Below are 12,982 nucleotides of genomic sequence, written 5' to 3' on the forward strand. Positions count from 1 at the left end.
TCGGATCAAAACCGCAGGCCGCCGTCACGTACGAACGTACAAAGCTACCTGGCGATCTTGTTCGTGGAATGAGACGCCTCCAGATCCCGTTAGCATGGACATCCGCACCGATCAAGGCCATTTGGAGAAGGTGTCATGACTGCCAACGTCGACGGAGTGCCCGACAAATTCGCGACACTCGGGCTGACCTACGACGATGTGCTGCTGCTGCCGGGCGCATCGGAAGTGCTGCCGAACGCGGTCGACACCTCCTCCCGTATCTCCCGCAACGTGCGCGTGAACATCCCGCTGCTCTCGGCGGCGATGGACAAGGTGACCGAGTCGCGCATGGCGATCGCCATGGCCCGGCAGGGCGGCGTCGGCGTGCTGCACCGCAATCTCTCCATAGAGGACCAGGTCAACCAGGTCGACCTCGTGAAGCGCTCCGAGTCCGGCATGGTCACCGACCCGATCACGGTGCACCCGGACGCGACGCTGGCCGAGGCCGATGCGCTCTGTGCGAAGTTCCGCATCAGCGGCGTCCCGGTCACCGACGGCGGCGGCAAGCTGCTCGGCATCGTCACCAACCGTGACATGGCCTTCGAGTCGGACCGCTCGCGCCAGGTGCGTGAGGTCATGACTCCGATGCCGCTGGTCACCGGCACGGTCGGCATCTCGGGCGTGGACGCCATGGAGCTGCTGCGTCGCCACAAGATCGAGAAGCTCCCGCTGGTCGACGAGGCGGGCGTCCTCAAGGGCCTCATCACGGTCAAGGACTTCGTGAAGGCCGAGCAGTACCCGAACGCCGCCAAGGACGCCGAGGGCCGCCTGCTCGTGGGCGCCGCCGTCGGCGCCAGCCCCGAGGCGCTGGAGCGGGCTCAGGCGCTGGCCGAGGCCGGTGTGGACTTCCTGATCGTCGACACCTCGCACGGGCACAACAGCAACGCCCTCAACTGGATGGCGAAGATCAAGTCGAGCGTGCACGTCGACGTGATCGGTGGCAACGTCGCCACCCGCGACGGTGCCCAGGCGCTGATCGACGCCGGCGTGGACGGCGTCAAGGTGGGCGTGGGCCCCGGCTCGATCTGCACCACTCGGGTGGTCGCCGGCATCGGCGTCCCGCAGGTCACCGCCATCTACGAGGCGTCCCTCGCGGCCCGTGCCGCCGGCGTCCCGGTGATCGGTGACGGTGGTCTGCAGTACTCCGGCGACATCGGCAAGGCGCTGGCCGCCGGGGCCGACTCGGTGATGCTCGGCAGCCTTCTCGCGGGCTGTGAGGAGTCTCCCGGCGAGCTGCTCTTCATCAACGGCAAGCAGTTCAAGTCGTACCGCGGCATGGGCTCCCTGGGCGCCATGCAGTCGCGGGGCCAGGGCAGGTCGTACTCGAAGGACCGCTACTTCCAGGCCGACGTGGCGTCCGACGACAAGCTGGTGCCCGAGGGCATCGAGGGTCAGGTGCCCTACCGCGGTCCGCTGGCCAACGTGCTGCACCAGCTGGTCGGCGGTCTCCGCCAGACGATGGGCTACGTGGGCGCCGCCACCATCGACGAGATGGAGTCCAAGGGCCGCTTCGTACGGATCACCTCGGCGGGCCTCAAGGAGAGCCACCCGCACGACATCCAGATGACGGTCGAGGCGCCCAACTACAGCCGCAAGGGCTGAGCACACGCGCGTGAAGGGCGGCCCCGGAGGTTCCGGGGCCGCCCTGGTCGTGTGTGTCGGCGATACTGGAAAGCGCTGAAACGCAGAGGGAAAGGCCACACACGTGACTGAGATCGAGATCGGGCGCGGCAAGCGCGGCCGCCGGGCGTATGCGTTCGACGACATCGCCGTCGTCCCGAGCCGTCGTACGCGGGACCCGAAGGAGGTCTCGATCGCCTGGCAGATCGACGCCTACCGCTTTGAGCTGCCGTTCCTGGCCGCTCCCATGGACTCGGTCGTCTCGCCGGCCACCGCGATCCGCATCGGTGAGCTCGGTGGCCTCGGCGTGCTGAACCTCGAGGGCCTGTGGACGCGGTACGAGGACCCGCAGCCGCTGCTCGACGAGATCGCGGGGCTGGACGCCGAGACTGCGACCCGCCGCCTCCAGGAGATCTACGCCGCCCCGATCAAGGAGGAGCTGATCGGGCAGCGGATCAAGGAGGTGCGCGACTCGGGTGTCGTCACCGCGGCCGCGCTGTCGCCGCAGCGTACGGCCCAGTTCTCCAAGGCCGTCGTGGACGCGGGTGTCGACATCTTCGTGATCCGCGGTACGACGGTGTCGGCCGAGCACGTGTCGGGCGCGGCCGAGCCGCTCAACCTCAAGCAGTTCATCTACGAGCTGGACGTCCCGGTGATCGTCGGCGGCTGCGCCACGTACACCGCGGCGCTGCACCTGATGCGTACGGGCGCGGCGGGCGTGCTGGTCGGCTTCGGCGGCGGCGCCGCGCACACCACGCGCAACGTGCTCGGCATCCAGGTCCCGATGGCGACCGCCGTCGCCGATGTGGCCGCCGCCCGGCGTGACTACATGGACGAGTCCGGGGGCCGCTATGTGCACGTGATCGCGGACGGCGGTGTGGGCTGGTCCGGCGATCTGCCGAAGGCCATCGCGTGCGGCGCCGACGCCGTGATGATGGGCTCCCCGCTGGCGCGCGCCACGGACGCGCCCGGCAAGGGCCACCACTGGGGCATGGAGGCTGTCAACGAGGAGCTGCCGCGCGGCAAGAAGGTGGACCTCGGCACGGTCGGCACGATCGAGGAGGTCCTCACCGGCCCCTCGCACACCCCCGACGGCTCGATGAACTTCTTCGGCGCCCTGCGCCGCGCCATGGCGACCACGGGCTACAGCGAGCTCAAGGAGTTCCAGCGGGTCGAGGTCACGGTGGCGGACTCGCAGCACAAGCGGTGACGCTGTCCGCTGCCTGAACTGGTCCGGGGGCGCCCTCCTTGTCGGGGGCGCCCCCGGAGGTTTTCGTGTGGGCGCGGAGTTCCCGCCCGCAGGCGGTCATAGGCGGTGCGCCGCCCCCGCCGGCGTGGCTCCCCGTGTGTCCAGCAGCAGCTGGGCCTTCACAGAGAGGCCCTGGAGGTCGTACGTGCGGTGGTGCTGGAGGAGCAGCGTCAGGTCCGCCTCGGCTGCCGCCTCGTAGAGCGAGTCGGCGCGGGGGACGGGGTGGCCGAGCACACTCCAGGCGGGGACGTACGGGTCGTGGTAGCTGACCGCGGCGCCCAGTTCCAGGAGGCGGGTGGCGATCTCCCGGGCGGGTGAGCCCTGTTGGTCGGCCAGGTCCGGCTTGTACGTGACGCCCAGCAGCAGGATGCGCGCACTGCGCACGGACTTCCCGTGCTCGTTGAGGAGGGTCGCGGCGCGCTGGATGACGTACCGGGGCATATGGCCGTTGACCTGCTGGGCGAGCTCGACCATGCGCAGGGGGCGGACGGTGTGCGGGGGGCCCGACAGGTCCTGGGGGACGCCGTGGCCGCCGACTCCGGGGCCCGGCCGGAACGGCTGGAAGCCGAACGGTTTGGTCTCGGCGCAGCGGATGACGTCCCACAGGTCGACGCCCAAGTCGTGGCAGAGGACGGCCATTTCGTTGACGAGGGCGATGTTGACGTGCCGGTAGTTGGTCTCCAGGAGCTGCACCGTCTCGGCTTCGCGCAGGCCACGCGCGCGTACCACCTTGTCGGTGAGGCGGCCGTAGAAGGCCGCGGCCGATTCGGTGCAGGCGGGGGTGAGGCCGCCGATGACCTTGGGTGTGTTGGCGTGGCCGTGGGTGCGGTTGCCGGGGTCGGTGCGGCTGGGGGAGTACGCGAGATGGAAGTCGCGGCCCGCGCGGAGCCCTGAGCCCTCTTCGAGGAGGGCGCGCAGGACGTCCTCGGTGGTGCCCGGCGGCACGGGGGACTCGAGGATGACGGTGGTGTGCGGACGCAGCCGGGCGGCCAGGGCGCGGGCCGCGTCGGCCAGGTGGCCGAGGTCGAGCGCGCCGTCCGCGCCCTGCGGAACCGGCGCGCAGATCACCGCTGTGCGGACCCGGCCGAGCTCGGCGGGGTCGGCGGTGGGCCGGAAGCCCCCCGAGAGCATCCGGCGCAGTTCGGCGGCGGTGAGGACGCCGGTGTCCATGAGGGTCCCGGTGTCCGGAAGGGCGCCGGTGTCCGTGCCGTCGGCCGGTAGCCGGGCGGCTGAGCGGTCGGTGGCGAGGCCGGGATCGTAACCGAGAGTGGCGACACCGGCGGCGACGGCGGCCTGGGCGAGGGGCAGCCCGATATGGCCGAGTCCGATGACTGCGAGATCTGCGGGCATGGGGGTGGGACGTCCTTCCCAGTAACCGGAGCGGGCGGATCGCGCAAGTCCTGTGGACAAGGTGGACCAGCGCAATGTCAGACTAGGAGTAAATATGACCGTTATGCGGCATTGCTGGCCCGGTGATCTCCGAGTGTTGTCCACAGGTTGGGAGGTGGGCGGTGGCTGAAGTCGGGCGGCGCGGTCAGAATTTGGGCATGGGGGATGCGGGCCCGGGCAACACCCGAAGGGGTGCGGCAGCGAGCGCGACGACAACGGGAGGCGGCAGTGAGGACAGCGACACTGGGGCCGGCGGAGCGCGCGGAGTCACTCGCGGGCATGGCCGAGCGTGAGCTGGACGTCCTGGTCGTGGGTGCCGGCGTGGTCGGTGCGGGCACCGCGCTCGACGCCGCGACGCGCGGCCTGTCCACAGGCCTGGTCGAGGCGAGGGACTGGGCGTCCGGCACCTCGAGCCGGTCGAGCAAGCTGATCCACGGCGGTCTGCGCTATCTGGAGATGCTCGACTTCGCGCTGGTGCGCGAGGCGCTGAAGGAGCGGGGCCTGCTCCTGGAGCGGCTCGCACCCCATCTGGTCAAGCCGGTGCCGTTCCTCTATCCGCTCCAGCACAGGGGCTGGGAGCGGCTCTACGCAGGATCGGGCGTGGCCATGTACGACGCCATGTCGATGGCGCGCGGGCACGGCCGGGGACTGCCGGTGCACCGCCATCTGAGCAGGAGTCATGCACTGCGGGTCGCGCCGTGCCTCAAGAAGGAGGCGCTGGTGGGGGCCCTGCAGTACTACGACGCGCAGATGGACGACGCCCGCTATGTGGCGACGCTGGTGCGCACGGCGGCGGCGTACGGCGCGAAGGTCGCCAACCGCGCCAGGGTGACCGGCTTCCTGCGTGAGGGCGAGCGCGTCGTCGGCGCCCGGGTGCAGGACGTGGAGGCAGGCGGGGAGTACGAGGTCCGCGCCCAGCAGGTCGTCAACGCCACCGGTGTGTGGACGGACGACACCCAGGCGATGGTGGGCGAGAGGGGGCAGTTCCATGTCCGGGCGTCCAAGGGCATCCACCTCGTCGTGCCCAAGGACCGGATCCACTCCACGACGGGCCTGATCCTGCGGACCGAGAAGTCCGTTCTCTTCGTGATCCCGTGGGGGCGGCACTGGATCATCGGGACGACGGACACGGACTGGGACCTGGACAAGGCGCACCCGGCGGCGTCGAGCGCCGACATCGACTATCTGCTGGAGCACGTCAACTCGGTGCTCGCGGTCCCACTTTCGAGGGATGACGTGCAGGGGGTGTACGCGGGTCTGCGGCCGTTGCTCGCCGGGGAGTCGGAGGCGACGAGCAAGCTCAGCCGCGAGCACACGGTGGCGCATCCGGCACCCGGTCTCGTCGTCGTGGCGGGCGGCAAATACACGACGTACCGGGTGATGGCCAAGGATGCGGTGGACGAGGCGGTGCACGGCCTCGACCAGCGCGTCGCGGACTGCGTCACGGAGGACATCCCGCTCGTCGGCGCCGAGGGATACCGGGCGCTGTGGAACGCGCGGGCACGGATAGCGGCGCGCACCGGTATCCATGTGGTCCGCGTGGAGCACCTGTTGAACCGCTACGGTTCGCTCACCGAGGAGCTCCTCGACCTCATCGCCGCGGATCCCACGCTGGGCGAGCCGCTCCAGGCGGCGGACGACTATCTGCGGGCCGAGATCGTCTACGCCGCCTCCCACGAGGGCGCGCGGCACCTCGACGACGTCCTGACGCGGCGCACCCGGATATCCATCGAGACCTTCGACCGGGGCACGCGCAGCGCCCGGGAGGCCGCCGAGTTGATGGCTCCGGTGCTGGGCTGGGACAAGGACCAGATCGAGCGCGAGGTGGAGCACTATCAGAAGCGGGTCGAGGCCGAGCGCGAATCGCAGCGCCAGCCGGACGACCTGACGGCGGACGCGGCACGGCTGGGGGCGCCGGACATCGTGCCTCTGTAGCGGGGCCGGAGCGGGGTCCGGGGCACGCGGGAGGCCGTTCTCAGGTTCAGGGCGCCCGGGGACAGAATTCGGCGGCCAGGAGGGCGGGTTCGAGCTTCCGATCGGCTATGCCGTCCGTGTTGACCCGGAGTATGAGGACGCGTCGGCCGTCGGCGGTGGCCGCGGTGCGCACATAGCTGCCGGCTATGCGTCCGTTGTGCCCCCACACCGTGGTGCCGCAGGGCAGCCGCAGAGGGTACAGGCCCATTCCGTAGCGGCCTTGCGTGGCACGGGTGTTGAGCATCTCGTGCAGTTCGGCGGGCGGGAGCAGCCTTCCGCCGAGCAGGGCGGCGTAGAAGCGGCCGAGATCGGCGAGGGTGGAGACGAGTTCGCCGGCCGCACCGGCGACCCGGGGGTCCAGGGCCGTGACGTCCGTGCCGTCGGCGGTGTAGGAGCGGCCGTGCGGCGACGGCAGCGAGGTGTGGGCGCCCGGGAAGGAGGTGCCCGTCAGATGGAGGGGGGTGATGATGCGGCGCTCGGCCTCGGCGGCGTAGGAGCGGCCGGTGACCTGCTCTATGACCATGCCGAGCAGCACATAGTTGGTGTTCGAGTACGCGAAGCCGCCCCGCTCGGACGGGGGGTGCGCAAGCGAGGTGCGGACCGCTTGGAGGGGAGAGAGGGGGACGGTGCCCTGGGTGTCCGTTGTGAAGTCGTAGAGGCCGCTGGTGTGGGTGAGCAGCGTCCGCAGGGTCAGCTTTCGGCCATCGTTGCCGTGGCCCCGTATGAGGCCGGGCAGATGGCGGTCCACGGTATCGGACAGGGAGAGCCGTTGTTCGGCCGCGAGTTGCAGCACTACCGTGGCGATGAACGTCTTGGTGACGCTGCCCGCGCGGAAGTGGTCGGCGCGCCGTATGGCGGGACCCGTACGGGCGAAGCGGGTGCCGCTTTCCTCGCGGGTCAGAAGGGCCGCCGCAGGGGCCCTGCCGCGGGTGACGAGCAGCGGAAGAGCGGCGTCCGCGGGCGGTGTCGCCGAGGCCGGGGCGCTGCCCGGGGCCAGACCGAGGAGGACCGCGGCCAGCAGCACGGCCAGCGGTGTCCGAGGCAGGGGCATACGGTCCTCCATGTGTGCGACCCATCATGGGGGACGGCGGACCCTGGGCGTCGGCCGGTCCCCGGGTGAGGGACAATGAAGGCTCTGTCAGGGCGGGTTGCAGAGGGGACGCATGTCGGAGGCCGAGCAGACGGGTAACGCCCGTCAGGACAACACCGCACGTCTCCTCGCCGGGCGCTACCGGCTGGGAGGGGTCCTCGGCCGCGGCGGCATGGGCACCGTCTGGCGCGCCCTGGACGAGACGCTGGGGCGCCCGGTCGCCGTCAAGGAGCTGAGGTTCCCCTCGAACATCGACCAGGAGGAGAAGCGCCGCCTCGTCACGCGCACGCTGCGTGAGGCCAAGGCCATCGCCCGGATCCGCAACACCAGTGCGGTGACGGTGTACGACGTGGTCCACGAGGACGACCGGCCGTGGATCGTGATGGAACTCGTCGAGGGCAAGTCGCTCGCCGAGGTCATCCGCGAGGACGGGCTGCTGACGCCGAAGCGCGCGGCCGAGGTCGGCCTGGCGGTCCTCGACGTCCTGCGCTCGGCGCACCGCGAGGGGATTCTCCACCGCGACGTGAAGCCGTCCAACGTGCTGATCGCGGACGACGGCCGGGTCGTGCTGACGGACTTCGGCATCGCCCAGGTCGAGGGCGACCCGTCCATCACCTCGACCGGCATGCTCGTCGGCGCGCCCTCGTACATCTCGCCGGAGCGGGCGCGCGGGCACAAGCCGGGCCCCGCGGCCGACCTGTGGTCGCTCGGCGGTCTGCTGTACGCGTCGGTGGAGGGCTTCCCTCCGTACGACAAGGGCTCCGCGATCGCGACGCTCACCGCCGTGATGACCGAGCCGCTGGAGCCGCCGAAGAACGCGGGCCCGCTGGAGAAGGTCATCTACGGCCTGCTCGCCAAGGACCCCGAGCAGCGGCTCGACGACGCGGGTGCGCGGGCTCTGCTCAACGACCTGATCCACGCCCCCGAGCCGGAGCCGGTCGACGCCACGAAGGTTGTGCCGTTGCCGCCGGTGCCGGAGAAGCGGCCGCGCAGGGGCGGTTCCAAGGCGGGCGGTTCGAAGGCGGGCGGTACGTCGGGCGGAGGTTCGGCGTCCGCGGCTGCGGGCGCCTCCGCTGGTGCTGCCTCCGGTGCCGCGTCGTCCGGTGGCGCGGCGGCCGCCGCGGGGCGGAAGGCCGAGGACGCTGCGGATCGACTGCGCGGTGCGCTGCGCTCCCTGCGGCCGGCGCGCAAGACCGCTGCGGGATCGTCCGCGGCGTCGGCGTCGGCGTCGGCGTCGGCCGCGGCGCCCGCGGACGGGACGCGAGGCACCACGGCGGATGCGGAGGGGACCCCGGGCCGGTCGGCGACAGGCGCAGCTGGTTCCCCCGGCACCGGAACCGGCGCGGATTCCGTCAGCGGTTCCGGTGCGGCATCCGGGAATGGCGCCGATGCCGAAGCTCCCGGTACCGGTGGCTCTGCCCGTTCAGCCGGTACTGGTGCCCGTGGCGGCGGGGCGGAAGTAGCCGAACCCGAGGCAGCGCACACCACCGCTTCGGGAGCGACCGCTTCGGGAGCGACCGCTTTGGAATCGGACGCTTCGAGAACAAACGCTTCGGCAGGCACCGCCTCCAAGGAAGCCGCCGACGACGCCGGGTCGGGCGCCACTCGCGCTGCTGGTGCTGTGGATGCCGCTGGTGCGGCCACGAGTGGGACGTCCGGTGCCCAGGGCGACGCCGGGGCGAATGCGACGGCCGCGCACAGTGCTTCCGGCCTCCCGGCCACTCCGCCGCCCCCGGACACCCCGCCGCATCCTCAGCCCAAGGCGTCGCTCACCGATGTGGTGTCACGGCGCGTGCTCGTGGCCGTCGCCGTGGTCGTGGCGCTCGCCGTGCTCGGCACCGTGCTGGCGCTCTCGTTGAGCGGCGGCGACGGCGCGCAGGACAGCAGCAACGGCAGCGACAAGGCCGCATCCAGCGGCGCGAGCGCCGACAGCGGCGAGGCGGGCAAGGGCAGCGGGGGCGACGCCGGTACCGACAAGGGCAGCGGCGGGGACACGGGTTCGAGCGAGGACAGCGGCTCGGGGGAGTCCGCGGGCCAGGGGAAGGACCTCGGCGAAAACTCGAGCAGCGGCAGCGGCAACGACGCCGGCACCGGCTCGCGGTACGGCGCCGTGACGACGTACAAGCATGATCAGGGGTTCTCGATCGGCCTGCCGAAGGGCTGGAAGTACGTCTCCTCGGATGCCGCGGGTGCGCGTTTCACCGGCCCGGACGGACAGAAGCTGCTGGTCGGCTGGACGACGACGCCCAAGGACGATGCGGTGCGCGACTGGGAGAACCAGGAGCGGTACATGACCCGCGCCCAGTACGACCGCATCCGGATCGAGAAGGTGGGCTACCGCGGCTGGAACGCTGCGGACTGGGAGTTCACCTACGTGGACGGCGGCACCAAGTGGCGGTCGATAGACCGTGGTTTCGTCGTGAACTCGCGACTCGGCTATGCGCTCATGTACACGGCGAAGGCGGCGGACTGGAGCAGCGAGCAGCGGCGTGGAACCTGGCAGACGTTCGCCCGGACCTTCACGCCCAAGTCCTGACCTGTCGCAAACCGTCCTGACCCGTCGCGACCCGCCCAGGCCGGTCCTGGCCGGTCCTGGCCCGTCCAGGACGTCCAGGCCGGTCCTGGCCCGTCCAGGCCGGTCCCAGGCCGTCCCAGCCCGTCCGATTTCGCGGCACGTCCCGTGAGATCTCGCATCCCGTCAATACGGATTGCCTTCGGCACGTATCGTGAGTGGTTGCGGACGGTGCGCAGCCGCATCCGTGCGTAAGAAGTACGAAAGACGAACGGAATTGACCACCGTGCGGGGACGGGGGATGCGTCGTGGACGACTACGCGGGGCGAGTGCTCGCCGACCGCTACCGCCTGCCGCTGCCGCCGTCCGACGAGTACGAACTGGCGCAGACGCGGGCCTTCGACACCTTCAGCGGACAGGAAGTCCTGGTAAGGCAGGTGCCGTTGCCGGAGGTCGTCGAGGCGGAGGTGCTCGACGCCGACGGTCTTCCCGAGGGATTCGTCAGCGCGGGCCCGCGGCGCGCACCCGGTCGCGCGACGCGCAGGGCCACGGACCCGGCGGTGCGGCGCGCGATCGAAGCGGCGCAGGCGGCCGCGCAGATCCCCGACCATCCACGGCTCGACCAGGTCTTCGACGTGTTCGCGGAGGGCGGTTCGCTGTGGATCGTCAGCGAGCTGGTGGCGGCCCGGCCGCTGGCCGCGCTGCTCGCCGAGAAGCCGCTCACGCCCTACCGGGCGGCGGAGGTCGCCTCGGACGTTCTGACGGCCCTGCGGGCGCTGCACGCCCACGGCTGGGTGCATCGCAACATCACCACGCGTACGGTCCTGGTCTGCGACGACGGTCGCGTGATGCTGACGGGCCTGGCCGCCGGCGCGGCGGAGGAGGCGCTGTGCGGATACGATCCGCGGCCGGTCACTGACTTCGGCGGAGCCGCTGACTTCGGCGGAGCCGCTGACTTCGGCGGTGCTGATGGCTTGGGCGGGGCCGACGACTTCGCCGGTGCCGATGGATCCGTCGGGTCCCATGGCTCCGTCGGGTCCCATGGATCGGTCGGGTCCCATGGCTCCGTCGGGTCCCATGGCTTCGGCGCGGCCGACGGGCTCGCCGGTGGCCGGTCCGGGGACTTCGACACGAGCGCCTCTGGCCGTGGCGGCGGGCCAGGTGACTCGCATCCTGCCGGTACGCCGGTCATCGGCCCGCCCTCCTCCGGACCGGCGGTGCCGACGTCGTCGTACAGGCCGTCCGGCACCTCCCCGGCCACGGCTCTCGGGCGGCGCGACCTGGAAGCCGGTGGTGACGTCAGGGCGGCACGCGCGGGCGCCATCGCGGCCTATCGCGCCGGAGCCCAGGCAGCCGCGCGGGTGAGTCAGGAACAGCGCACCGGCGCGACGCCCGCCCTGCCCGCGCCTCGCTCCGACGAGGCACCGGCCCCCGACCGGAACGGGGACACACAGCGCGGTGAAGCCGTGGCGCACGGACACATTGCCAACCCCTATGGAGTGGGCCGAGCGCAGCCCCAGCCCTGGCACGGGGCGGTTCCGCGAGCCCGCGGGGTGGTGGCGGGGCAGCACGACGAAACCGGAACCGAAACCAGACCCGGAACCGAAACCAGCCCCGGAACCGGAACCGGAAGCGAAGCCGGAACCGGACCCGTAACCGGAGTCGAATCGCCGTCCAGCGCTGAGATGATCCCGGCCGCGCGCCGCGACGGAGCATCAGCACTCGCCGAATCCGGCACCGACTCCACGCGCCCCGGAACCCGCTGGGGCGAGCTCGTGGCACCCGGTCGCGAGAACCGGGGGCCCGCCACACCACTGGCCGCCGAGCGGGCCCGGCAGGCCCGGATGGTGGTGGTCGGACCCGTCACCGAGCGGTGGGCGCCGGAACAGGCCGGCCCCGTGCACGAGAACTGGCAGCTGGCGCCCCCCATCGGCCCGGCCACCGACCTGTGGGCGCTGGGTGCGCTGCTGTTCCGTGCCGTGCAGGGCCACGCGCCGTATCCGGAGGAGAGCACGGCGGAACTGGTGCAACTCGTGTGCGCGGAGCCGCCCGCGTTCGCGGAGGAGTGCGGACCGCTGCGGCCCGTCGTCGAGTCGCTGCTGCGTCAGGACCCCACCGAGCGCATCGACTTCGAGGAACTGCGCGGCTGGCTGCGCTCCCTCGTCAGGTCGGCTCCGGAGCCGGACGCGGGCGCCAACGTCGTGGCGGCGCCGCCGTACGACGCCGGCCGTCTGCCCGTCGTACGCCGCCGCGGTGAGCTCGTACGGAAGCGCCGCGCCGCCCCGCCCGCCACCACCGGACACAGCGGCCGGCACAAGAGGGCCAGGCCGGAGCGGCAGCCGCGGCAGCGGGGGCCGAGGTCGCTCGGCCGGACGCTGCTTCTGCTCATACTGCTGGGAGTGGTCGCGGCCATCGCCTACGCGATGCTGTTCATGCCGAAGGCCGAGACCAGTAGCGACGGCAGTCAGGGGCAGGACCGGACAGGCACCGCGGGAGAGGCGATGTCGGCCGCCCCGGGATCCACGCAGGGGCAGGACGGCAGCCAGGACGGCGACTCGGAGAAGTCGCCCGGGGCGTCGTCCGGCAAGACGCCCGAGGAGAGCGGCGGTTCGCAGCACACGCAGACCACCGGTCCCGATCTGCCGGAGGGGTTCGTTCTGCGCAAGGACCCGGAGGGCTTCCAGGTCGCCGTGGCCCGCGGATGGGACCGGAAGCCCGAGAACGAGCAGGGCCAGATCCGCTACTCGGACGGCGACTTCACGCTGATCGTCGTCTCGGGCCGGGACAGCACCTCGGTGTACGGCGGCGACCCCATGGTGTACCAGCGCGAGAAGGAGCTGGAACTGCAGCCCTTCCGCGATTCCAGTTGGGCCACCTCCAGCGGGATGCGCCGTATCGAGGTGGGCGGACGCGTCATGGCGGAGGGCCAGTTCACCTGGCAGGACGCGAAGGGGCGGGAGATCTACGTACGCAACCTCGCGCTGATCCTCGACGGCCGGTATCACGTCGTCCAGGTCCGCGGTCCGGAAGCGGAGCGTGACGAGGTGACGAGGCTGTACGAGCAGGCTTCGGCGACATATCAGGTCACGTGAGGGACTGACCCGGTCGC

Annotated in this window: 7 protein-coding genes; 5 read left to right on the forward strand and 2 right to left on the reverse strand. The window is 71.4% G+C overall.

Translation table 11 applies throughout. The features are described 5' to 3' along the window. The first annotated feature begins 135 nt into the window (after positions 1–135). Positions 136–1,641, forward strand: a complete 1,506-nt coding sequence (gene guaB, locus H1D24_RS20785) for an IMP dehydrogenase (protein ID WP_181659122.1) — start codon at positions 136–138, stop codon at positions 1,639–1,641. A gap of 103 nt (positions 1,642–1,744) precedes the next feature. Further along, positions 1,745–2,869 (forward strand): GuaB3 family IMP dehydrogenase-related protein, encoded by a 1,125-nt coding sequence (locus H1D24_RS20790; protein ID WP_181659123.1) that lies wholly within the window; start codon positions 1,745–1,747, stop codon positions 2,867–2,869. Positions 2,870–2,965: 96 nt separating this feature from the next. Here H1D24_RS20790 and H1D24_RS20795 read toward each other — a convergent pair whose 3' ends face one another. Beyond that, complete coding sequence (locus H1D24_RS20795; RefSeq protein WP_181659124.1) at positions 2,966–4,258, reverse strand: nucleotide sugar dehydrogenase; 1,293 nt, start codon at positions 4,256–4,258, stop codon at positions 2,966–2,968. A 267-nt stretch (positions 4,259–4,525) separates the two neighbouring features. Between H1D24_RS20795 and H1D24_RS20800 the strand changes: the two genes are divergently transcribed. Beyond that, entirely contained in the window at positions 4,526–6,232 is a 1,707-nt protein-coding gene (locus tag H1D24_RS20800) for a glycerol-3-phosphate dehydrogenase/oxidase (RefSeq protein ID WP_181659125.1), read from the forward strand. A 46-nt stretch (positions 6,233–6,278) separates the two neighbouring features. On the opposite strand, the gene H1D24_RS20805 is transcribed toward H1D24_RS20800, so the two are convergent. Then, complete coding sequence (locus H1D24_RS20805) at positions 6,279–7,322, reverse strand: serine hydrolase domain-containing protein (protein ID WP_181659126.1); 1,044 nt, start codon at positions 7,320–7,322, stop codon at positions 6,279–6,281. A gap of 112 nt (positions 7,323–7,434) precedes the next feature. Here H1D24_RS20805 and H1D24_RS20810 point away from each other — a divergent pair, with 112 nt between their 5' ends. Both H1D24_RS20810 and H1D24_RS20815 read left to right on the forward strand, forming a co-directional pair. Continuing rightward, on the forward strand, positions 7,435–9,897 hold the full coding sequence (locus H1D24_RS20810) for a protein kinase domain-containing protein (RefSeq protein WP_258564211.1): 2,463 nt from the start codon (positions 7,435–7,437) through the stop codon (positions 9,895–9,897). Between the two features lie 284 nt (positions 9,898–10,181). Further along, positions 10,182–12,965 carry a serine/threonine kinase C-terminal domain-containing protein gene (locus tag H1D24_RS20815; protein WP_181659127.1) on the forward strand — a complete coding sequence of 928 codons (2,784 nt, stop codon included), beginning with the start codon at positions 10,182–10,184 and terminating at the stop codon, positions 12,963–12,965. The last annotated feature ends 17 nt before the right edge of the window (positions 12,966–12,982 follow it).

This window comes from Streptomyces himalayensis subsp. himalayensis, from assembly GCF_013778455.1.
GTDB lineage: Bacteria > Actinomycetota > Actinomycetes > Streptomycetales > Streptomycetaceae > Streptomyces > Streptomyces himalayensis.